General features: G+C 41.5%; 21 protein-coding genes and 1 pseudogene. 18 read left to right on the top strand and 4 right to left on the bottom strand.

Translation table 11 applies throughout. From position 1 onward, the window contains the following. Position 1: 1 nt before the first annotated feature. The 10 genes from M9H69_RS06935 (at position 2) to metK (ending at position 11376) form a co-directional block, all read left to right on the top strand. Entirely contained in the window at positions 2 to 187 is a 186-nt protein-coding gene (locus tag M9H69_RS06935; RefSeq protein WP_000859101.1) for a hypothetical protein, read from the top strand. 1 nt (position 188) lies between these two features. Then, complete coding sequence (locus M9H69_RS06930) at positions 189 to 1616, top strand: cytosine permease (RefSeq protein WP_250315195.1); 1428 nt, start codon at positions 189 to 191, stop codon at positions 1614 to 1616. A 152-nt stretch (positions 1617 to 1768) separates the two neighbouring features. Continuing rightward, complete coding sequence (locus M9H69_RS06925; RefSeq protein WP_000268646.1) at positions 1769 to 2425, top strand: CBS domain-containing protein; 657 nt, start codon at positions 1769 to 1771, stop codon at positions 2423 to 2425. Positions 2426 to 2534: 109 nt separating this feature from the next. Next, positions 2535 to 3630 (top strand): peptide chain release factor 2 gene (gene prfB, locus M9H69_RS06920; RefSeq protein WP_141553778.1). Its coding sequence is split into 2 segments (ribosomal slippage): positions 2535 to 2606 and positions 2608 to 3630, totalling 1095 coding nucleotides; the frame shifts between segments, so codons are not numbered across the junction. Between the two features lie 17 nt (positions 3631 to 3647). Then, positions 3648 to 4340, top strand: coding sequence for a cell division ATP-binding protein FtsE (gene ftsE, locus M9H69_RS06915; protein WP_000022271.1), 693 nt, complete (start codon positions 3648 to 3650; stop codon positions 4338 to 4340). Next, positions 4333 to 5259, top strand: a complete 927-nt coding sequence (gene ftsX / locus M9H69_RS06910) for a permease-like cell division protein FtsX (RefSeq protein WP_000625557.1) — start codon at positions 4333 to 4335, stop codon at positions 5257 to 5259. The genes ftsE and ftsX overlap by 8 nt, the downstream gene beginning before the upstream one ends. Before the next feature lie 217 nt (positions 5260 to 5476). Beyond that, positions 5477 to 7663, top strand: coding sequence for a PTS transporter subunit IIBC (locus M9H69_RS06905; protein WP_250315194.1), 2187 nt, complete (start codon positions 5477 to 5479; stop codon positions 7661 to 7663). A 51-nt stretch (positions 7664 to 7714) separates the two neighbouring features. Then, positions 7715 to 8530, top strand: a complete 816-nt coding sequence (locus M9H69_RS06900) for an endonuclease/exonuclease/phosphatase family protein (RefSeq protein ID WP_084851587.1) — start codon at positions 7715 to 7717, stop codon at positions 8528 to 8530. Between the two features lie 131 nt (positions 8531 to 8661). Continuing rightward, entirely contained in the window at positions 8662 to 10005 is a 1344-nt protein-coding gene (locus M9H69_RS06895) for a DEAD/DEAH box helicase (RefSeq protein WP_002875957.1), read from the top strand. Positions 10006 to 10185: 180 nt separating this feature from the next. Then, positions 10186 to 11376, top strand: a complete 1191-nt coding sequence (gene metK, locus M9H69_RS06890) for a methionine adenosyltransferase (RefSeq protein WP_000003926.1) — start codon at positions 10186 to 10188, stop codon at positions 11374 to 11376. A 72-nt stretch (positions 11377 to 11448) separates the two neighbouring features. Here the strand turns inward: metK and M9H69_RS06885 are convergent, their stop codons facing one another. The 4 genes from M9H69_RS06885 to M9H69_RS06870 form a co-directional block, all read right to left on the bottom strand. Next, a complete protein-coding gene (locus M9H69_RS06885; protein ID WP_250315193.1) occupies positions 11449 to 11748 on the bottom strand; it encodes a DUF1827 family protein in 300 nt (99 codons plus the stop codon). 58 nt (positions 11749 to 11806) lie between these two features. Then, entirely contained in the window at positions 11807 to 12259 is a 453-nt protein-coding gene (locus tag M9H69_RS06880) for an NUDIX hydrolase (RefSeq protein ID WP_250315192.1), read from the bottom strand. A 131-nt stretch (positions 12260 to 12390) separates the two neighbouring features. Next, positions 12391 to 14652 (bottom strand): ATP-dependent Clp protease ATP-binding subunit, encoded by a 2262-nt coding sequence (locus M9H69_RS06875; protein WP_250315191.1) that lies wholly within the window; start codon positions 14650 to 14652, stop codon positions 12391 to 12393. A 238-nt stretch (positions 14653 to 14890) separates the two neighbouring features. Beyond that, positions 14891 to 15121 carry a DUF1797 family protein gene (locus tag M9H69_RS06870; RefSeq protein ID WP_000443577.1) on the bottom strand — a complete coding sequence of 77 codons (231 nt, stop codon included), beginning with the start codon at positions 15119 to 15121 and terminating at the stop codon, positions 14891 to 14893. A gap of 191 nt (positions 15122 to 15312) precedes the next feature. Between M9H69_RS06870 and M9H69_RS06865 the strand changes: the two genes are divergently transcribed. The 8 genes and pseudogenes from M9H69_RS06865 (at position 15313) to M9H69_RS06830 (ending at position 23696) form a co-directional block, all read left to right on the top strand. After that, entirely contained in the window at positions 15313 to 15996 is a 684-nt protein-coding gene (locus tag M9H69_RS06865) for an amino acid ABC transporter permease (protein ID WP_250315190.1), read from the top strand. Further along, complete coding sequence (locus M9H69_RS06860) at positions 15996 to 16730, top strand: amino acid ABC transporter ATP-binding protein (protein WP_000140925.1); 735 nt, start codon at positions 15996 to 15998, stop codon at positions 16728 to 16730. Before M9H69_RS06865 ends, M9H69_RS06860 begins: the two co-directional genes overlap by 1 nt. A 33-nt stretch (positions 16731 to 16763) precedes the next feature. After that, a pseudogene (locus M9H69_RS06855) lies at positions 16764 to 17085 on the top strand (TfoX/Sxy family protein). A 148-nt stretch (positions 17086 to 17233) separates the two neighbouring features. Further along, positions 17234 to 18091: a bifunctional methylenetetrahydrofolate dehydrogenase/methenyltetrahydrofolate cyclohydrolase gene (locus M9H69_RS06850; RefSeq protein ID WP_250315189.1), complete on the top strand. Its 858-nt coding sequence runs from the start codon at positions 17234 to 17236 to the stop codon at positions 18089 to 18091. 4 nt (positions 18092 to 18095) lie between these two features. Beyond that, positions 18096 to 18869: an HAD hydrolase family protein gene (locus tag M9H69_RS06845; protein ID WP_250315188.1), complete on the top strand. Its 774-nt coding sequence runs from the start codon at positions 18096 to 18098 to the stop codon at positions 18867 to 18869. 57 nt (positions 18870 to 18926) lie between these two features. Next, positions 18927 to 19778 carry an NAD(P)H-hydrate dehydratase gene (locus M9H69_RS06840; RefSeq protein ID WP_250315187.1) on the top strand — a complete coding sequence of 284 codons (852 nt, stop codon included), beginning with the start codon at positions 18927 to 18929 and terminating at the stop codon, positions 19776 to 19778. Positions 19779 to 19977: 199 nt separating this feature from the next. Continuing rightward, a complete protein-coding gene (locus M9H69_RS06835; protein WP_434481181.1) occupies positions 19978 to 22467 on the top strand; it encodes a bifunctional DnaQ family exonuclease/ATP-dependent helicase in 2490 nt (829 codons plus the stop codon). A gap of 5 nt (positions 22468 to 22472) precedes the next feature. Beyond that, on the top strand, positions 22473 to 23696 hold the full coding sequence (locus M9H69_RS06830) for an FtsW/RodA/SpoVE family cell cycle protein (RefSeq protein WP_250315185.1): 1224 nt from the start codon (positions 22473 to 22475) through the stop codon (positions 23694 to 23696). The last annotated feature ends 3 nt before the right edge of the window (positions 23697 to 23699 follow it).

Raw genomic sequence — 23699 nt, 5'->3', positions numbered from 1 at the left:
GATGAAAACGACATCCGAAATTGAAGAATTAGTAGCAGCTGAAACAAAGAGAAGATTGGAAGAAATGGAGTCACCAAACTACGAGTTTGTTCAACCCTTCCTAAAAAGTGATTTCATTTTAATCATCTCCATAGTCCTAATCAACCTTGTTTTGATTATCTTAGCAATGACGGGAGGAATTCAATAATATGTCTAAAATGAATGACTATATCCAACAAGAAACCATAACAGGAATTGTTCCCATGACCAATAAGGATCGTCAGTATTCTTTTTGGGATCTTTTTCTATCGACAAGTGGTTTTGCCATTGCTACTTGGTGTTATACCCAAGGGGCTTATGTAGCTCAATATTTGACCTTTAATCAAATGTTGATAAATATTTTTAGCTTTAACATTATCTGGGTCTTTATTGAATGTCTTCCTATTTTGTTTGCGGTTAAGTATGGAATTGATTTGTGGATTTGGTTAAGAGCTGTCCTAGGGAAAAAAGGAGTAGCCCTGTTATCAACCATTATTAGCTTGGCTAACTTTGGCTGGTATGCTGTTGCGGCCAATCTTTTTGCCAGTTCCATGATCCATTTGGCAAATAATTTTGGTCTTGGTTTGGACAAGGGAGTATGGGCGCCTATTCTTGGTACCCTCTGTGTTCTGCTTGGAACTCTCATTGCTCTTGGAGGTCCAGAAGTGATTAAATGGACCAATCGATTCTTGGTCATTGCCTTGTTGATTGTCGGTCTGATTATCGTTGGAATCTGCTTTGTTGCCGTTCCCATAACTGATATTATGAATATCCAACCAGCCACCCAAGGAGATTTGACGCCATTAGAACGTTTTATGCTCTCTGGGGAAGGAAATGTTGCCTTTGCTTTCTCTTGGTCTACACAGGCATTGGTTTTACCACGTTTAGCAAAATCAGAACGCAGTGGTTATTGGGCTACAGCCTTATCATACGGAGTTGTGGCTCCATTCTTCGTTGCGACTGGTGGAGTGATGGCTCTAGCCATGTTTGTCAAAACAGGTGTTTATGAAAGTGATCCAACAACCATGCTATCAACTCTAAGCACTCCAGCCTTTGCACTCCTAAGTCTACTACTAGTAGCCTTTGCCAATATTGGAACCCAAGGGACAGGATCATACGTGAACTGTATGATTGTCAAAAGTGGGATGCCTAAAGTAAGTTATAAGCTAATGGTTTGGATTGCCATGGTTTACGTAAGTCTACTCACTATCTGGGGAGGAGTAGAAGAGTATTTCGGATCCTTTATCTCCCTAGCTGCCTATATTCAGGGGCCAATTATTGGTATGATTGTTGTCGACTATTTTATCCTAAGAAAACGAAAACTCGACTTGCGTTCAGCCTATTTCCTTGAAGGGCATGACGCCTACGAGTTTACTAAAGGGTTTAACTTAGTTGGCTTGTCTTGCGTATTTATCTCCTTATTGGTAGCGGTACTATTTGTTTACAACCCTGTAACTGCACAAATTCAAAGTCCAATTTTTTTAATCACAACGGGTAGTGGTTTTACGGCGCTATTTGGTGGCCTACTATACTGGCTAGCTAGCCTTAGCCCGTTAAAACGTTATATGATAAAAGATCGAGACACTATTACGATTTAAGAAGAGAGGGGACTAAGGTTCCCTCTTAACTTACACTGGCATTTTATGCAAACTTCTCAGATTATTCAAAATCTTGAAAAAGAAATGAAAGCGTTTGATAGATTTTCTAAGAAAGTGTATAATAAAAGTAGTAATATAGAAGGAGAAGTCCCATGGCAGTTAAAGATTTCATGACCCGTAAGGTAGTTTATATCAGTCCAGATACGACTGTAGCACACGCAGCAGATTTGATGCGCGAGCAAGGTTTGCACCGTTTACCTGTTATTGAAAACGATCAATTAGTCGGATTGGTAACAGAAGGAACCATTGCGGAAGCCAGCCCATCTAAAGCAACCAGTCTCTCTATCTATGAGATGAATTATCTTCTGAATAAAACCAAAGTAAAAGATGTAATGATTCGAGATGTCGTGACTGTTTCTGGCTATGCTAGTCTAGAAGATGCGACCTATCTGATGCTGAAAAATAAGATTGGAATATTACCAGTCGTAGACAATCATCAAGTCTACGGTGTCATTACAGACCGCGATGTTTTTCAAGCTTTCTTGGAAATTGCCGGATACGGAGAAGAGGGGATTCGCGTTCGATTTATCACAGAAAATGAAGTCGGTGTGCTGGGGAAAATTGTAGCTCTAATCGTAGAAGAAAATCTAAATATCTCGCACACAGTTAATATTCCGCGTAAGGATGGGAAGGTCGTCATTGAAGTTCAAATTGATGGAAAAATCGATTTGACTTCATTAAAGGATAAGTTTGAAAAAGAAGGAATTCAAGTGGAGGAGATCACTCATACCTCTGCCAAAGTCCTTTAAACCAGAGGCTTTAGGGCCTCTTTTTTCTGCCACAAAAAGTGGTGAAAAGCAAAATATGGAAAGAAATGAGAGATTATGGTATAATAAAACGATATGAAAAGGAGTATCTATGGACATTTCAGAAATTCGTCAAAAAATTGACGCAAATCGTGAAAAATTAGCTTCTTTCAGGGGGTCTCTTTGACCTCGAAGGCTTAGAGGAAGAGATTGCCATCTTGGAAAACAAGATGACAGAACCTGATTTTTGGAACGATAATATCGCGGCCCAAAAAACGTCGCAAGAATTAAATGAATTAAAAAATACCTACAATACCTTCCGTAAAATGGAAGAGTTGCAGGATGAAGTTGAGATTTTATTGGACTTCTTAGCAGAAGACGAGTCAGTCCATGATGAACTGGTCGAGCAGCTAACCGAGTTGGATAAGATGATGGCCAACTACGAGATGACCCTTCTCTTGTCAGAACCTTATGACCATAATAATGCCATCTTGGAAATTCATCCAGGATCTGGTGGTACTGAGGCTCAGGACTGGGGTGATATGTTGCTTCGCATGTACACTCGTTATGGAAATGCCAAAGGCTTTAAAGTAGAAGTTTTGGATTATCAGGCAGGTGATGAAGCAGGTATCAAGTCTGTGACCTTGTTTTTTGAAGGACCGAATGCTTATGGCCTACTTAAATCAGAAATGGGTGTTCACCGTTTGGTTCGTATTTCACCATTTGACTCTGCCAAACGTCGCCATACTTCATTTACATCCGTAGAGGTTATGCCTGAACTGGATGATACTATCGAAGTGGAGATTCGTGAAGATGATATCAAAATGGATACCTTCCGTTCAGGTGGTGCTGGTGGACAAAACGTAAATAAAGTTTCAACAGGTGTGCGTTTGACACACATTCCTACAGGAACTGTCGTCCAATCAACGGTCGATCGTACCCAGTATGGAAATAGAGATCGTGCCATGAAGATGTTGCAGGCTAAACTCTATCAGATGGAGCAAGAAAAGAAAGCTGCGGAAGTTGATTCCCTCAAAGGTGAGAAAAAAGAAATTACATGGGGAAGTCAGATTCGTTCTTATGTCTTCACACCTTATACTATGGTAAAAGATCACCGTACAAGCTTTGAAGTTTCCCAAGTAGATAAGGTTATGGATGGAGACCTTGATGGTTTCATCGATGCCTACCTCAAGTGGCGAATTAGCTAAGAAAGAAAGGAACTCATATGTCAATCATTGAAATGAGAGATGTTGTCAAAAAGTATGACAATGGAACGACTGCCCTGCGTGGTGTCTCTGTTACCATTGAACCAGGAGAGTTTGCCTATATCGTAGGACCTTCTGGGGCAGGTAAGTCAACCTTTATTCGAGCTTTATACCGAGAAGTAAAGATCGAAAAAGGAAGCCTATCAGTTGCAGGCTTTAATCTAGTTAAAATCAAGAAGAAAGATATCCCGCTTCTACGTCGTAGTGTCGGGGTTGTCTTTCAAGATTACAAACTCTTGCCTAAGAAAACGGTTTATGAGAATATTGCCTACGCAATGGAAGTTATCGGAGAGAATCGCCGTAACATCAAAAAACGTGTTATGGAAGTATTGGATCTAGTAGGTTTAAAACACAAGGTTCGTTCTTTCCCGAATGAACTCTCAGGTGGAGAACAGCAACGGATTGCGATTGCCCGTGCGATTGTCAACAATCCTAAAGTATTGATTGCTGATGAACCAACAGGAAACTTGGACCCAGATAATTCGTGGGAAATTATGAATCTGTTGGAACGCATCAATCTTCAAGGTACAACTGTTTTGATGGCGACCCACAACAGCCAAATCGTAAATACCTTGCGCCACCGTGTCATTGCCATTGAAAATGGCCGTGTCGTTCGTGACGAAGCTAAAGGAGAATATGGATACGATGATTAGTAGATTTTTTCGCCATTTATTTGAATCATTAAAAAGTTTAAAACGAAATGGCTGGATGACAGTAGCAGCAGTGAGTTCGGTTATGATTACCTTAACACTCGTTGCCTTGTTTGCATCTGTAATTTTTAATACAGCAAAACTGGCTACCGATATTGAAAACAACGTTCGTGTTATGGTCTACATTCGTAAGGATGTAGCAGATAACAGTGAAACGATTGAAAAAGAAGGTCAGACAGTTACCAATAATGACTACCACAAGGTCTATGATGCTTTGAAGGCGATGCCTGCTGTAAAAAGTGTTACCTTCTCAAGTAAAGAAGAACAATACGAGAAACTGACGGAAACAATGGGTGACGATTGGAAGGTCTTTGAAGGGGATGCAAATCCTCTCTATGATGCCTATATCGTCGATACAAATTCTCCAAGTGATGTTAAAACAGTAGCTGAAGAAGCGAAGAAAATTGAGGGAGTATCAGAGGTTCAAGATGGTGGAGCCAACACTCAACGGCTTTTTGAACTAGCTTCCTTTATCCGTGTTTGGGGATTGGTTATTGCAGGGCTCTTGATTTTTATTGCAGTCTTCCTCATTTCCAATACCATCCGTATTACCATTATTTCACGTAGTCGTGAGATTCAGATCATGCGTCTTGTTGGAGCGAGAAATGGTTATATCCGTGGCCCATTCTTGCTAGAAGGTGCTTTTATCGGCTTGCTTGGCGCAGCGATTCCTTCAGTTCTTGTATTCTTTGTTTACAATATCGTTTATCAATCGGTCAATAAATCCTTGGTAGGTCAAAACTTATCAATGATTACGCCAGATGTGTTTGTCCCTTTGATGACAGTTCTACTATTTGTAATCGGAATTTTCATTGGTTCAATTGGTTCAGGAATTTCGATGCGTCGATTCTTGAAAATCTAATTGGATGTAAATGCAAATTGAGATAAAAACAGAAAAACAAAACATTTTTAAAAGAGAAGTTTTCGTAAACTTCTCTTTTTCCTTCTAAAAATTAAAAAAAGTAGACAATTTTTTTATAAAAGCCTTTACAAAAAAAAATAAAGTGGTATAATTGAATTATAAATAAGTGCAAACGTTTTCGTAAAACGTTTGCCTAAAAAATATAAAGGAGATTTGAATGATGAAAGATACATTCAAAAATGTCTTGTCTTTCGAATTTTGGCAAAAATTCGGTAAGGCATTGATGGTGGTTATCGCTGTTATGCCAGCGGCTGGATTGATGATTTCAATCGGTAAGTCGCTTGCATTGATTGACCCAAATCTTGCCCCACTTGTTATTACAGGTGGAATTCTTGAGCAAATCGGTTGGGGAGTTATCGGTAACCTTCATATTTTGTTTGCTCTTGCTATCGGTGGTAGCTGGGCTAAAGAACGTGCAGGCGGTGCTTTTGCAGCAGGACTTGCCTTTATCTTAATCAACCGTATCACTGGTACTATCTTTGGAGTTACAAGTGATATGCTGAAAAACCCTGAGGCTATGGTCACTACTCTCTTTGGAGGCTCAATCAAAGTTTCTGATTACTTCATCAGTGTTCTTGAAGCACCAGCATTGAACATGGGTGTTTTTGTAGGGATTATCTCTGGTTTTGTAGGGGCAACTGCCTTTAACAAATACTACAACTACCGTAAACTTCCTGATGCGCTTTCATTCTTCAATGGGAAACGCTTCGTACCATTCGTTGTCATCCTTCGTTCAGCTATTGCAGCAATTGTACTTGCAGCTTTCTGGCCAGTTGTTCAAACAGGTATCAACAACTTTGGTATCTGGATTGCCAATTCACAAGAAACAGCACCTGTTCTTGCACCATTCTTGTATGGTACTTTGGAACGTTTGCTCTTGCCATTTGGTCTTCACCACATGTTGACTATCCCAATGAACTATACAGCTCTTGGTGGTACTTATGACATTTTAACTGGTGCAGCTAAAGGTACTCAAGTATTCGGTCAAGACCCACTATGGCTTGCATGGGTAACAGACCTTGTAAACCTTAAAGGTACTGATGCTAGTCAATACCAACACTTGTTAGATACTGTTCACCCAGCTCGTTTCAAAGTTGGACAAATGATTGGTTCATTTGGTATCTTGATGGGTGTCATCGTTGCTATCTACCGTAATGTTGATGCTGATAAGAAACACCAATACAAGGGTATGATGATTGCGACAGCCCTTGCAACATTCTTGACAGGTGTTACTGAACCTATCGAGTATATGTTTATGTTCATCGCAACACCTCTTTACCTTGTTTATTCAGTAGTTCAAGGTGCTGCCTTTGCTATGGCGGATATTGTTCACCTTCGTGTGCACTCATTCGGTTCAATCGAATTCTTGACTCGTACTCCACTAGCTATCAATGCTGGTCTTGGTATGGATGTCATTAACTTTATCTGGGTAACTGTCCTCTTTGCAGTCATCATGTACTTCATTGCCAACTTCATGATTCAAAAATTCAACTATGCCACTCCAGGACGTAACGGAAACTATGAAACTGCTGAAGGAGCATCAGAAGATGCAGCTCCAGGAGAAACAAAAGTTGCAGCAGCTTCTCAAGCTGTAAATATCATTAACCTTCTTGGTGGTCGTGCAAACATCGTAGATGTAGATGCATGTATGACTCGTCTTCGTGTAACTGTTAAGGATGCAGATCGTGTTGGTACTGAGGAACAATGGAAAGCAGAAGGCGCTATGGGTCTTGTCATGAAAGGACAAGGTGTCCAAGCTATCTACGGACCAAAAGCTGACGTATTGAAATCTGATATCCAAGATATCCTTGACTCAGGTGAAGTAATTCCTGAAACTCTTCCAAGTCAAATGACAGAAACTCAAAAAAATACTGTACATTTTAAAGGTGTAACTGAGGAAGTTTACTCAGTAGCTGACGGTCAAGTTATTGCCTTGGAACAAGTGAAAGATCCAGTCTTTGCTCAAAAAATGATGGGTGATGGTTTTGCAGTAGAACCAGCAAATGGAAACATTGTATCTCCAGTTACAGGTACTGTATCAAGTATCTTCCCAACAAAACATGCACTTGGACTTGTTACTGAATCAGGTCTTGAAGTACTTGTTCATATTGGTTTGGATACTGTAAGCCTTGAAGGAAAACCATTTACTGTTCACGTTTCTGAAGGACAAAAGGTTGCAGCAGGTGATCTTCTTGTTACAGCTGACTTGGATGCTATCCGTGCAGCCGGTCGTGAAACATCAACAGTGGTTGTCTTTACAAATGGTGATGCTATCAAATCAGTTAAATTAGAACAAACAGGTTCTCTTGCAGCTAAAACAGCAGTTGCTAAAGTAGAATTGTAATATACTCGAGGTTGGAAGCTGTTTTCCAACCTCTTGTTTTAGGAGAAAAGCATGAAATTTTTAACACTCAATACTCATAGTTGGATGGAAAAAGAAGCAGAGGAAAAATTCCAGCTCTTGCTCCAAGATATTCTTGACAAAGATTATGATTTGATCTGTTTTCAAGAAATTAATCAAGAAATGACTTCGCCGGAGGTAGAGGTTAACAATCACTATCAAGCTTTGCCATCAGCAGAACCTATTCATCAGGATCACTATGTACGACTTCTGGTTGAAAAATTGGCTGAGAAAGGGAAAAACTACTACTGGACTTGGGCTTATAATCATATTGGCTATGACCGCTACCATGAAGGTGTAGCTATCTTATCCAAAACACCTATTAAGGCGCGTGAGATTTTAGTATCAGATGTAGATGATCCAACGGACTACCATACTCGCCGTGTTGCCTTAACTGAGACAGAGGTTGAAGGCAAGGAACTTGCTCTTGCAAGTGTCCATCTCTCTTGGTGGGATAAAGGTTTCCAAGAAGAATGGGCACGATTTGAGGCTGTATTAAAAGAGTTGAACAAACCTCTGATTTTAGCTGGAGATTTCAACAACCCAGCTGGTCAGGAAGGCTATCAAGCGATTTTAGCTAGCCCATTAGGATTACAAGACGCGTTTGAAGTTGCGAAAGAAAGAAGTGGTAGCTATACCGTTCCACCAGAAATTGATGGCTGGAAAGGAAATACCGAATCACTACGAATCGATTATGTCTTTACGACAAAAGACTTAGAAGTGGAAAGTTTGCATGTAGTTTTTGATGGCCAAAATGGTCCACAAGTCAGTGACCACTATGGTTTGAATGCTGTATTGACCTGGAAATAATGAAAGAGGTTGGAATCAGAGGTTCCAACCTTTTAAGCTACTTGAATCTTTAATACAGGACTGAGATTCAAATGAAGCTACTGAAATAGGACAAAATATGGTATAATTGAAAGGATAGAATCGAGGATAGTATGTCATTTAAGAAATTTCAATTTAAAAATTATATAGCAGAAGCCTTGGAGGAGTTGAAGTTTACGACTCCTACCGAAGTTCAGGAAAAGTTGATTCCTATTGTCTTGGCAGGTCGTGACTTGGTGGGCGAGTCAAAAACAGGTTCAGGAAAGACCCACACTTTCTTACTACCCATTTTTCAGCAATTAGATGAAACTAGCGATAGTGTGCAGGCGGTCATTACTGCACCAAGTCGTGAGTTGGCTACTCAAATTTACCAAGCAGCTCGTCAGATTGCAGCTCACTCAGATGTCGAAGTTCGTGTGGTTAATTATGTGGGTGGTACGGATAAGGCGCGTCAGATTGAAAAACTGGCCAGCAACCAACCACATATCGTTATCGGAACGCCAGGTCGCATCTATGACTTGGTCAAATCTGGTGATTTGGCTATTCACAAGGCTAAGACATTTGTAGTTGATGAAGCCGATATGACCTTGGATATGGGATTCTTGGAGACAGTCGATAAGATTGCAGGGAGCCTTCCAAAAGACTTGCAATTCATGGTCTTTTCAGCGACCATTCCACAAAAATTGCAACCGTTCTTGAAAAAATACTTGTCAAATCCTGTCATGGAAAAAATCAAGACCAAGACAGTCATCTCAGATACGATTGATAACTGGTTGATTTCGACCAAGGGTCGCGACAAGAATGCTCAAATTTATCAGTTGACTCAGTTGATGCAACCGTATTTGGCAATGATTTTTGTTAACACTAAAACGCGTGCTGATGAATTGCATGCATATTTGACTGCTCAAGGATTGAAGGTAGCAAAGATTCATGGAGATATTGCCCCTCGTGAACGCAAGCGGATTATGAATCAGGTGAAAAATCTAGATTTTGAGTATATTGTCGCAACGGACTTGGCAGCGCGTGGAATTGACATTGAAGGTGTCAGCCATGTTATCAATGACGCCATTCCGCAAGACTTGTCCTTCTTTGTTCACCGTGTTGGACGAACTGGGCGCAACGGACTGTCTGGTACGGCTATTACCCTTTACCAGCCTAGTGATGACTCGGATATCCGTGAGTTGGAAAAATTAGGTATCAAGTTTACTCCTAAGATGGTCAAAGACGGAGAGTTTCAAGATACCTATGACCGTGATCGTCGTGCCAATCGTGAAAAGAAGCAGGATAAGCTTGATATCGAAATGATTGGCTTGGTCAAGAAGAAAAAGAAAAAAGTCAAACCAGGCTACAAGAAGAAGATTCAATGGGCGGTGGATGAAAAACGTCGCAAAACCAAGCGTGCTGAAAATCGTGCTCGTGGCCGTGCCGAGCGTAAAGCCAAACGCCAAACATTTTAAGAACAAAATTGGAGCTGAATGGCTCCTTTTTGTACCTTCGTTTTATAAATTTTCGAAAAGAATGCAAAAATGAGTAAAAAGTGGTATAATGATAAGGTTATATAGTCCCGATAAGATGGTAGAAATTTCTATCAGTACTTTGTAACTCTATAACAATATTTTTTAAGGGGGGACATTTTTATGTCAGAACGTAAATTATTCACGTCTGAATCTGTATCTGAGGGGCATCCGGATAAGATTGCAGACCAAATTTCAGATGCGATTTTGGATGCTATTTTAGCAAAGGATCCAGAGGCGCACGTTGCTGCTGAGACAGCTGTATACACTGGTTCTGTCCATGTTTTTGGTGAAATTTCTACAAATGCTTATGTGGATATCAACCGTGTGGTTCGTGATACCATTGCAGAGATTGGTTATACGAATGCAGAATATGGTTTTTCTGCGGAAACAGTTGGAGTTCATCCATCGCTTGTTGAGCAGTCGCCGGACATCGCCCAAGGTGTTAACGAAGCCTTGGAAGTCCGTGGAAGTGCAGATCAAGATCCGCTTGACTTGATTGGTGCTGGTGACCAAGGTCTCATGTTTGGATTTGCAGTGGATGAGACAGAAGAACTCATGCCATTGCCAATCTCACTCAGCCACAAGTTGGTTCGTCGTTTGGCAGAACTTCGTAAGTCTGGTGAAATCAGTTATCTTCGTCCAGATGCCAAATCACAAGTTACAGTTGAGTACGATGAAAATGATCGTCCAGTACGTGTGGACACAGTCGTTATTTCAACTCAGCACGATCCAGAAGCTACTAATGAACAAATCCATCAAGATGTGATTAACAAGGTTATCAAAGAAGTTATTCCAGCTTCTTACTTGGATGAGCAAACAAAATTCTTCATCAATCCGACTGGCCGCTTTGTCATCGGTGGACCTCAAGGAGACTCAGGTTTGACTGGTCGTAAGATCATCGTGGATACCTATGGTGGCTATTCTCGTCATGGTGGCGGTGCCTTCTCTGGTAAGGATGCGACTAAGGTGGATCGTTCTGCGTCATATGCAGCTCGCTACATTGCCAAGAATATCGTGGCAGCAGGTCTTGCTAAGAAAGTAGAAGTGCAATTGGCCTATGCCATCGGTGTGGCACAGCCTGTTTCTGTTCGTATCGATACTTTCGGTACAGGAACAGTAGCTGAAAGCAAACTTGAAAAAGCAGCGCGTCAAACCTTTGATCTTCGCCCTGCAGGAATTATCCAAATGCTGGATCTTAAACGTCCAATTTACCGTCAAACAGCGGCTTATGGACACATGGGACGTACAGATATTGACCTTCCATGGGAACGTTTGGACAAGGTAGAGGCTTTGAAAGAAGCTGTGAAATAAAATAAAAAAGATTGGTAGTACACAACTACCAATCTTTTTTGCAAGTGAAAACCAGCTTTTAAGCTGGTCTTCTTATTTTATAGGGATTGAAATCTCAATCAATTTATCCGAATAGAGGGTTTTGATACTTGCTTCATCGATACTTTCTTTGTCGATTTTACGTTTCAAGAAGAAGTCTTGGATGGTTTCAATTTCGGGTTCACGAATAGCACGGTGTTTGTTGGAAATGAGGATTTCATAGTGAAGCGGGGCTTGTGTGAAAACCACATCTGTATTTCCGGCCGAATAGACCTCAACAAGAGTTGCGTCAGTACTTTCTAATTGGCTTTTAACAAGTTGCGAGTGTGAATTAGTCGTGTTGATAAGCTTCATAACAGTTCCTCCGATTTTCTAACTCTATTATAGCACTTTTTGGATAAAATCGTGCAATTTAGTCAATTCCATGCTGGATTTTCCAAGCTTCAATTCCCCATTTATGGCTACCACGTTTGAGTTTTTCAATTGCTTCATCAATAGGAAACCAAGCAATATGATTAAAATCTTCCAATGGTTTTTGTACTTCTTGGAAAGAAGTAGCTTCATAGAGATAAGCTGGGTTGTAGTAGTAGGTATCACGGTGGCGAGAGTAGAAATACTCATCAGCTTGCCCATAATAGGTTCCAATCTCAGCTGTAAAGCCAAGTTCTTCGATTAGTTCTCTCTTCAGTGCATCTTGATGATCTTCGCCTGCTTCAATTTCTCCACCTGGCAAGAACCAAGCACCATTGGGAGCTTGAACTAGGACAATTTGTTTTTTTTCTGCATCAGGAATAACTGCGTACACGCCATAGCGAGGCTGGTAGGTCACATTCTCTTTTTTATCACCAAAAGTTGGGTTTGCCATTGAACTTTCCTCATTCTCTAGTATCTTTATTATTATCATAATGGACGAGGGGCTAGCTGTCAAGAATTTACAGTTATTTTAGTAAAAAAAGGTGCAGAAATTGCTAGACTTCCTGCACCTGTTAGGTCGTTTTATTCTTCTCTTTCAGAAGTATTTTCTTTGATTTTTTCAGTTTTTTTGGCAGATTTGATTTGAATCTTACCATTGCTTGTCATAACTGCCTTGAGGTCTTTTTCACTTGGGTTTTCAAGGTAGTAGTCTGTGATAGCATCCTCAATATGGTCTTGAATGGTACGACGGAGTGGCCGTGCCCCCATTTTGGGATCATATCCCAAGTCAACCAACTTTTCCTTGACCTTGTCAGTCACATCGAGGTGGATGTTGTTGCTAGAGAGGCGTTTGTTGACATCCGCTAGCATGAGTTCGACGATTTGGAGAAGGTTGTCCTTGCTGAGAGGTTTAAATTCGATGATGCCGTCAAAACGGTTCATAAACTCAGGACTAAAGAAGTTGCCGAGTTCACCGAGAACAGAGTTGGTTCGACCTTCACGAGCAGCTCCAAAACCAACACTGGCTTCGGCCTTACCGGTACCGGCATTTGAGGTCATGATAATGATAGCATCCTTAAAGCTAACTGTTCGTCCTTGTCCGTCTGTCAAACGGCCATCGTCTAAGACTTGAAGGAACATGTGCATCACATCTGGATGGGCTTTTTCGACTTCATCGAGAAGGATGAGTGAGTAAGGATTACGACGAACTTTTTCCGTTAACTGACCCGCTTCATCGTAGCCAACATAACCTGGAGGGGCTCCGACCAATTTAGCCACACTGTGTTTTTCCATGTATTCACTCATATCAAAGCGAATCATGCTGTCAGCAGAACCAAAGAGTTCAATGGCTAGTTGTTTGGACAGTTCTGTCTTACCGACACCAGTTGGTCCGACAAAGAGGAAGCTTCCGATTGGGCGGTTAGGAGTTCCAAGACCAACACGATTACGACGGATGGCTTTGGCAATCTTATCGACAGCTTCATCTTGACCAATGACATGAGCTTTGAGGTCGTCTGCTAGATGGATAAGCTGAGACTGTTCTTTTTCTTTGAGTTCTCCGACAGGAATATTGGTTTTCTGCTCAATGATATGCTCAATGGTTTTCTCGCTAATGATAGGAGTATCCTGGTCAGTCACCTTGTTTTTCTGCATTTCCTTGTACTTGGCAATCTGATCGCGGAAATAGGCAGCCTTTTCAAAGTCTTCCTCTCGAGTAGCTTGAGCCTTGAGATTCTCAGCTTCAATTAAACGCTGATCAATCACTTTAGGATCAACAAAGTTCAGCGTCAGATTCATCTTAGAACCAGCTTCATCTAACAGGTCAATAGCCTTGTCTGGCAAGAAGCGGTCTTGGATATAGCGATTGGAAAGATTTGCAGCAGCTTCGATAGCAGCGTCTGTGTACATGACGTGATGGTAGTCTTCGTATTTCTTTTGAACCCCTTTGAGGATGATAATGGTTTCTTCGACAGTTGGTTCATCAACTTTGACAGGCTGCATACGACGTTCCAAAGCAGCATCTTTTTCAATGATACGGTATTCATTGAGAGTAGTAGCGCCAACCAATTGCAATTCACCACGGGCAAGGGCTGGTTTCAGGATATTGCCTGCATCCATATTGCCATCACCTGCTGACCCTGCACCAACAATTTCATGAATTTCGTCGATAAAGAGGATGATGTCCTCGCGTTTGCGAATTTCTTCCATGAGCTTTTGCATGCGTTCTTCAAATTGGCCTCGAATCCCTGTTCCTTGAACTAGACTAACCACATCCAGACGGATGACCTGCTTGCCTTGGAGTTTATGGGGAACATCACCATCAACAATCTTCTGAGCTAGACCTTCAACGACGGCTGTTTTACCAACACCTGGTTCTCCGATAAGGACAGGATTGTTTTTGGTTCGACGGTTGAGGATTTCGATAACGCGGATAATCTCCTCGTCTCGGCCGATAACAGGGTCAATATCTCCTCGACGAGCTATTTCAGTCACGTTGATACCATATTCCTCTAGGAGCCCTCTTTCTTGGCTAGGAGGAGGTGTTTGAACAGGTCCGCGGTTTTGAGGTCCGTATCCCCCATTGCCTCCGTATCCCCCACCGGATTGAGTTGGAGGGACGTTATTTGAAGAAGCCCTGAAATTGTTCAAATCATTGAAAAAGTCTCCGAAAGGATCAAAGTCACGATTGTTTAAGTCAGTCATTCCTTTAAAGAGGGTATTATTTGGATCTGTTTTGATAATTTTATAGCAATTTTGACAGAGATCAATTTGCTTTTGCTGCCCATTGATATTGGTATACAGATGAATTGTTGAGTCGTTAATTTTACAGTTTTGACAGAGCATAACATCTACCTCATTTCATTCTTATTCTTGGCCTAAGAAAAAGGTCAAGAATAGTCAAAGTTTTATACTCTCATTATAGCATGATTAAGGTGTAAAGCAAGTAAAAAGATTGGGAAGTGGTCGTTTTTAAAAGAAGGATTTATGGAGAATCCAGCGACATTGAAGGTAAGAAAAAATCCCATTTGTGGTGACAAAAAGGATTCTCATTCATCGGGCCTTACTGCCCGTTGTTTTTATATTAGTAAAGGAGTTCGTAGATTTCCATTGCAATCAAATCAATGCTATCAAAAGTATAAGTTTCACGAGCCTCTACATCGCGAAGGGTGAAGAGTGATCCGTTTTCTTCGTCGTGGCTGTATGCAACTTCTGCGACAACAACACCTTCACGTTCAAAATTACGTTTTAGATTTCCACCATCTTTTGTCATTGCTTCTAGGCGGTTAATGATTCTAACCAAATGTGATTCCATTTTGATTCTCCTCCATTTCTTATCGTTTCTATTTTACCATAAACAAGAGGTAGTTGACTAGAAAAAAACTGTGATTTCTCTCTATTTCTCTATTCTATCAAGTTAATTGTCAAAATCAGAGAAAAAGAATTGCATTTTAATTCAATTTGTGTTATAATCATACAATCTAATACATAGAAAGTTGATTGAATATGAATTTTTCTTTTTTACCAAAGTATTTACCGTATTTTAACTATGGTGCTCTGATTACCGTATTGATTTCCATCCTTGTTGTTTGCTTAGGGACCATTATAGGTGTGTTACTGGCCTTTGCCCAACGTTCACGCTTTAAACCGCTCGTTTGGTTTGCAAATGTGTATGTTTGGATCTTCCGTGGAACTCCAATGATGGTTCAGATTATGATTTCCTTTGCTCTTATGCATATCAATGCTCCGACTATTCAAGTGGGAATTTTAGGAGTTGATCTTTCTCGTCTGATTCCTGGTATTCTGATTATTTCTATGAACAGTGGAGCTTACGTTTCAGAAACTGTTCGTGCGGGGATCAATGCCGTTCCTAAAGGGCAGTTAGAGGCTGCATATTCTCTAGGTATTCGTCCCAAAAATGCCATGCGTTATGTCATTTTGCCACAAGCTATCAAGAATATTCTTCCAGCGCTGGGAAATGAATTTATCACCATTATCAAGGATAGTTCCCTCTTGTCGGCAATTGGGGTGATGGAGTTGTGGAATGGTGCAACGACAGTAGCAACAACAACGTATTTACCGTTGACTCCTCTTTTATTTGCAGCCTTTTACTATTTGATTATGACCTCTGTTTTGACAGTGGCGTTGAAAGCTTTTGAAAAACATATTGGACAAGGAGACAAAAAATAATGACAGAAACCTTGATTAAAATTGAAGAACTACATAAATCTTTTGGGAAAAATGAAGTTTTAAAAGGCATCAATCTTGAGATTAAACGTGGAGAAGTTGTGGTCATTATTGGTCCGTCAGGGAGCGGGAAATCAACCCTCCTTCGTTCGATGAATCTACTTGAAGAAGCAAGCAAAGGTAAGGTTATCTTTGAAGGAGTTGATATCACAGATAAGAAAAATGATCTTTTTGCTATGCGTGAAAAGATGGGGATGGTATTCCAACAATTCAACCTCTTTCCCAATATGACAGTGATGGAAAATATCACTTTGTCACCAATTAAAACCAAAGGTGAAAGCAAGGAAGTTGCGGAGAAAAGAGCACAGGAACTGTTAGAAAAAGTTGGCTTGCCAGATAAGGCGACGGCCTATCCTCAGAGTTTGTCAGGTGGTCAGCAGCAACGGATTGCCATTGCACGTGGACTTGCTATGGAACCAGATGTTTTGCTCTTTGATGAGCCGACTTCAGCCCTAGACCCTGAGATGGTTGGAGAAGTTCTAGCTGTTATGCAAGACCTTGCCAAGTCAGGGATGACCATGGTGATTGTGACTCATGAAATGGGCTTTGCGCGTGAGGTAGCAGACCGTGTTATCTTTATGGCAGATGGAGTTGTTGTCGAAGATGGAACGCCTGAGGAAATTTTCGATCAAACAAAAGAACAACGGACCAAGGAATTTTTGAGTAAAGTTTTGTAAGACCTCATTTTTAGAAGAAATGGAGTAGGCATCATGGCTTCCAGTAAAGAATATTTAGATTTTATTCTCGAACAGCTATCATAAGCTAGAGGAGATGAGTTATCGTCCAATGATGGGAGAGTACATCCTTTATTATCGTGGGAAGATTATTGGGGGAATCTATGATAATCGTTTGTTACTGAAGCCTGTGAAGGTGGTCATGGATCAACTGAGACAGACTAGGCTTGAACGTCCTTATGAAGGAGCTAAGGAGATGATTTTGATAGAAGACATTAAAGATAAGTCATTTCTAACGAGATTAATTAAGGATATGTATGAAGTCTTACCGGCTCCAAAAGTTAAAAAGAAAGCATGACAGATTTACCCAGTATAAATAGGCATAAAAGCTCGATAAGGGCTTTTTCTTATAGTTTTTGACTATAAGGTCCATTAGTCAAGAAATGTTAGAATGACAAGGTATTTTTTGTTATAATAGAAGATATCTGATAGAAAAGGGAAGAGATATGGCACAGATTATTGATGGGAAGGCTCTTGCGGCTAAGTTACAAGGGCAGTTGACTGAAAAGACGGCCAAACTAAAAGAAGAAACAGGTTTAGTTCCAGGCTTGGTGGTGATTTTGGTTGGAGATAATCCAGCCAGCCAAGTCTACGTTCGCAACAAGGAACGCTCAGCTCTCGCTGCTGGCTTCCGTAGTGAAGTAGTGCGAGTTCCAGAGACCATTACCCAAGCGGAATTGTTAGACTTGATTACCAAATACAATCAAGATCCAGCTTGGCATGGGATTTTGGTCCAGTTACCTTTACCAAAACATATTGATGAAGAGGCAGTTTTATTAGCCATTGACCCCGAAAAAGACGTGGATGGTTTCCATCCGCTAAACATGGGACGCTTATGGTCTGGGCATCCAGTTATGATTCCTTCGACACCTGCAGGAATTATGGAAATGTTTCATGAGTATGGGATTGATCTAGAAGGTAAAAATGCGGTTGTTATCGGTCGTTCCAATATTGTCGGAAAGCCAATGGCTCAGCTTCTTTTGGCTAAGAATGCGACTGTGACTTTGACTCACTCACGCACCCATCATCTTGCCAAGGTGGCTGCTAAGGCAGATATTCTGGTGGTTGCAATCGGTCGCGCTAAGTTTGTGACTGCTGAGTTTGTCAAACCGGGAGCGGTTGTCATTGACGTTGGGATGAACCGAGATGAAAACGGCAAGCTTTGTGGAGATGTTGATTATGATGCCGTTGCACCACTTGCCAGTCACATCACACCTGTACCGGGTGGAGTTGGTCCTATGACTATTACCATGCTAATGGAGCAAACCTATCAGGCAGCTCTTCGTACACTGAACAAGGACTAGGAAGATGAAATTCGTATTTGACCTGGATGGGACACTATCTTTTGACTACATGACCATAGATGAAGAGATTAAGCAGGTTCTTTTAAAGGCTGAAAATTATGGGCATGAGGTTGTGTTTGCCTCAGCTCGCTCTTATCGGGATTGCTTGGGTTTATTAGGCCCTGAACTCAGTCAGCGCTTGGTCATAAGTTTGAATGGTGGTGTAGCCTATCATTTGGGGAAGGCTATCTTCGAAAGAAATCTCGATGCTAGAGTTTATCAGGCGCTAGTGGATTATTGCCAGACTTATAATCTCCCTTTCTTTGTAGATGATTGCTTTGACTATAGTGGTCAGATTGTGGAGAAGATTCCATTTATTTCCAGTGTGGATCCCCTGAAGGTAGCTTGTCATCAGAAACTCGAGGACTTGGGGGCTCCGATTAAGGTAGTCGTTTATATGGGTGACCATGAGGATTTGCTTGATGATCTGCTTGGTCAGCTAGAAAGACTAGGACAGGCTCATCTCTCCTATCATGCGCATGAAAAGTGCCTTTATGTTAATCCCTTGGATACTCATAAGGCAACAACTGTTGAAAAATTATGTGGGGAGAACTTCATCGCCTTTGGAAATGACCAAAACGATATTGAACTGTTTAAAACCTCTCTCTATTCTATTCAGATAGGAGATTTTGCTGGTCTTATTCCATATGCAGATGAAACGTTAGATCTAAAAGGAGAACCTTCTCCAGCAGTAGCAGCTAAAATCTTCCAGACCTTTGCGGAATTTAAGGGAAAATAGTGTAGAAGGAGGTCCGAGCCTCCTTTTGTAGTATAATGGAGTGAGAGGGAAAAAACGATGAAAGTGATTGATCAAACTTTATTAGAAAAAGTCATTATTGAACGTTCTCGTCACAGCCATAAGGGAGATTACGGTCGTCTGCTCTTGCTAGGAGGGACCTATCCTTATGGGGGAGCTATCATCATGTCAGCCATTGCAGCTGTCAAAAGTGGGGCAGGGTTGGTGACTGTTGGCACGGATAAGGAGAATATTCCGGCTCTGCACAGCCATTTACCTGAGGCCATGGCTTTTTCTCTTCAAGACCAGCAATTGTTAAAAGAGCAGTTGGAAAAAGCAGAAGTAGTCTTGTTAGGTCCGGGCTTGCGAGAGGATGCATTTGGAGAAAAACTCGTAAAACGGGTTTTTGATAAGCTCAGAAATGACCAGATTTTGATTGCAGATGGTGGTGCTTTGGGCATCTTAGCAAAAGGCCAGTTACCATTTCCTTCCAGTCAGCTCATCCTAACTCCCCACCAAAAGGAATGGGAAAGACTGTCTGGTATAGTTCTTGACCATCAAAATACAGAGGCGACTGCCAGAGCTCTTTCTGCTTTTCCTCAAGGAACGATTCTTGTCGAGAAAGGTCCAGCGACTCGTATCTGGCAAGCTGGTCAGTCTGATTGTTACCAGTTACAGGTTGGAGGCCCCTATCAGGCAACTGGTGGAATGGGAGATACACTTGCTGGGATGATTGCAGGTTTTGCAGGTCAGTTTCACCAAGTCAGTCTCTATGATAGAGTGGTGGTAGCGGCTCACCTTCATTCAGCTATCGCGCAAGAACTAGCTCAAGAAAATTACCTTGTCTTGCCTACCGAAATTAGTAAAGCTCTTCCGAAAACAATGAAAAAAATATCTCAAAAAGGTAGTTAATACCTTGGTTGTCTTTTTATGTTGATGTAGGTTTGTTGATAAGGTTTTCAAATACCTCAGAACCAGCAATCAACTGCTGAACTTACGAGGAATTCTCACTTTTAAGGTCTTGATTTTTACTCAAACTCAAAAGAAAAGCGAGGTTGTTATCAAAGTTGAGGGGTGTCAAATCATGCTTTTTTTGATATAATTTTTAATGATGAATGCGAGAAATGATCGGTATGTGGTCGTTGATTTAGAGGCGACCAGCACCGGAAGCAAGGCAAAAATTATTCAAGTAGGCATTGTGGTGATTGAGAATGGTGAAATCATCGATCAGTATGCGACTGATGTCAATCCCCACGAACCCTTGGATTCTCATATCAAAGAATTAACAGGTCTGACCGATCAGCGTTTGGCTGCAGCGCCAGAGTTTTCTCAGGTGGCTGGAAAAATTTTTGAATTGGTTAAGGACGGTATTTTTGTTGCGCACAATGTACAGTTTGATGCTAACCTTCTTGCAGAATTCCTCTTTTTTGAAGGATATGAATTGCGCACACCGCGGGTGGATACTGTTGAGCTTGCTCAAGTTCTGTATCCTCAGTTTGAAAAGTATAACTTAGGTATCCTTTGTCAAGAGTTGGGCATTGAGCTGGAACATGCCCATACTGCCCTGTCAGATGCTCAGGCAACAGCTGAACTCTTGCTTTACATGCGTCAAAAACTATTTGAGTTACCAAAAGGGCTTTTAGAAAGCTTGTTAAACCTTGCAGACAACCTTCTCTATGAAAGTTATCTGGTGATTGAGGAGGTCTATCAGCAACAATCGCTCTTATCTTCGCCAGACCTGATGGAGCTTCATGGGCTTTTCCTCAAAAAGGAAAGCAAAGGCTTAGTCCCACGAAAGTTATCCAAAGATTTTGCTAAAAATATTTCTTTATTGGGGCTGGAGGAGCGTCCGCAACAGTTGGAATTTGCGGAGAAGGTTGAGCACTTATTGGAAGAACACCAGACTTCCTTCATTCAAGCTCAAACAGGACTAGGCAAGACTTATGGTTATCTCCTCCCAGCTTTGAACTTGGAGAGTCAAGCAGGTGTCCTAGTGAGTGTTCCGACCAAAATTCTTCAAAATCAAATCATACAAGAAGAAGGTCAGCGCTTAAAAGAGGTCTTCCATCTGGAAATTCATAGTCTCAAGGGGCCTCAAAATTATTTAAAACTGGATGCCTTTCACCGACTTCTCCATCGACCGGAGTCCAATCGCCTTTTCACACGCTTTAAAATGCAACTGCTCATCTGGCTAACAGAGACAGAGACTGGTGACTTGGACGAAATCGGGCAACTTTATCGCTATCAGCATTTTCTGCCAGAACTAGTCCACGATGGCAAGCTTTCAAGGAAAAGTCTATTTGCTACAGAGGATTTTTGGAAACGAGGGCAGGAAAAGGCCAAGACCAGTCGTGTTCTCTTGACTAATCATGCCTATCTGGTCACTCGTTTGGAAGACAATCCAGAGTTTGTTGACAACCGTTTGGTAATTTTGGATGAAGCTCAAAAAATGCTGCTAGCTCTCGAAAATCTAGCTCAGCAGGCTTATCGCCTAGAGGATCTCGTAACTCAAATTGAAAAGTCCTTAGAGTCAGAGGAAGATTTGGTTCAGAAACGCTTGCTTGAGAGTATCGGCTTTGAATGTCGTTACTTGATGGAGCACTATCAGTCAGGTCTGAAGAATGGAAAGTGGTTGGATTCTCTTGAACAGTTGCGCCAGCATTTTTCGGAGTTAGCTCTCCCAGAGTATAGAGAGATTGCAAACTTTTTCACGTCGGACCGTGAATTTTGGCTTGCTCCAGCAGAGAAATCTAGTAAGGATGTCCTGATTTGTTCAAGCAAAGAAGGTCGCTTTATACTAGCAGGCTTATTGCCAGAAGATTGTCGGCTCCTAGGAGTATCTGCCACTCTTGAAATCAGCAATCGGGTTTCCTTAGCTGATTTACTGGGATTCCCAGATGCTCCACTTGTTAGGCTTGATGTAGCAAAGCAGGAGCAACAAGAAGTCTTTCTAATCGATGACTTTCCTCTCGTGACAGAAGTTTCGCCTTTTGACTATGCTTGTGAAGTGGCTTCGGTCATTCGAAGTTTACAAGCCTTTCAAGAACCCTTATTGGTTTTGTTTACCTCAAAAGAGATGTTGCTGGCAGTTTCGGACCTGCTCGACCAACCGCATCTAGCTCAGTATAAAAATGGGGAACCAAGTCAACTGAAAAAACGTTTTGAAAAGGGTGAACGCCAGATCTTGCTTGGAACAGGCAGTTTCTGGGAAGGAGTTGATTTTTCAACCCATCCTTGCGTGATTCAAGTGATTCCGAGATTGCCTTTCCAAAATCCCCAAGAGCCGTTAACCAAAAAGTTAAACCAAGAACTGCGTCAAGAAGGGAAAAATCCTTTCTATGATTATCAGTTACCGATGGCGATCATTCGGCTAAAACAAGCCCTTGGTCGTACTGTTAGACGGCCCAACCAAGGTTCGGTTGCTGTAATCTTAGACAGTCGTGTTGTCAGCAAGCGTTACGGCAAACAAATCGCCCAGACCTTGTCAAAAGAAAGGGCTGTTCAGGTTCTTTCTAGAGAACAGCTAGAGCCTGCTGTAGCTGATTTTCTCCAATCCCGTCGCAATAGAATGAAAGAAAAATCCAAGAAAGAGAAAAGGTAAAAAATATGAAACGTTCCTTCGACTCTCGAGTCGATTATAGCCTCCTTCTACCAGTGTTTTGTTTACTGGTGATTGGAGTAGTGGCCATTTATATAGCAGTTAGTCATGACTATCCAAATAATGTGTTACCAATACTAGGCCAGCAAATTGCTTGGATTTCCTTGGGCCTTGTCATTGGTTTTGTGGTCATGTTCTTCAATACTGAGTTTTTATGGAAGGTGACTCCCTATCTTTATGGCTTAGGTTTGGCTTTGATGGTTCTCCCCCTTGTTTTCTACAATCCAAATCTTGTAGCGTCAACAGGTGCCAAGAACTGGGTATCGATTGGTGGAACGACACTCTTTCAGCCATCTGAGTTCATGAAGATTTCCTATATCTTGATGTTGGCTCGAGTCATCGTACAATTCACTCAAAAACACAAGGAATGGCAACGGACTATTCCCTTGGATTTCCTATTGATTGGTTGGATGATTGCCTTTACCATCCCAGTCTTGCTCCTCTTAGCCCTACAAAGTGACTTGGGGACTGCCTTGGTCTTCGTAGCTATTTTTGCAGGAATGGTGCTCCTTTCAGGTGTTTCGTGGAAGATTATCGTTCCAGTTTTTGCGACAGGAGTGACTGCAGTAGCAGGTTTCATGGCGATCTTTATAAGCAAGGATGGACGTGCCTTCTTGCATCAGATTGGGATGCCGACATACCAGATTAACCGCATCTTGGCCTGGCTCAATCCCTTTGACTTTGCGCAAACAACGACTTACCAACAGGCGCAGGGACAAATTGCGATTGGAAGTGGTGGCTTGTTTGGACAAGGTTTCAATGTGTCCAATCTCCTCATTCCAGTACGTGAGAGTGATATGATTTTTACCGTAATTGCTGAAGACTTTGGCTTCATTGGTTCGGTCTTTGTCGTTGCCTTGTACTTACTTCTCATCTATCGGATGTTGAAGATTACGATCAGGTCAAATAACCAGTTCTACACCTACATTTCGACTGGGTTTATCATGATGTTGCTCTTCCATATCTTTGAAAATATCGGTGCCGTGACAGGCTTACTTCCTTTGACAGGGATTCCTCTGCCTTTCATTTCTCAAGGGGGCTCCGCAATTATTAGTAACCTCATCGGTGTCGGTCTCCTCTTATCTATGAGTTACCAGACCAACCTAGCGGAGGAGAAAAGTGGAAAAGTTCCATTTAAACGAAAGAAAGTCGTCCTAAAACAAATCAAATAAGGA

Source organism: Streptococcus oralis (assembly GCF_023611505.1).
GTDB classification, from domain to species: domain Bacteria; phylum Bacillota; class Bacilli; order Lactobacillales; family Streptococcaceae; genus Streptococcus; species Streptococcus oralis_CT.
The sequence above is the reverse complement of the archived record's forward strand: the minus strand, read 5'-3'. Positions and strand labels throughout refer to the sequence as shown.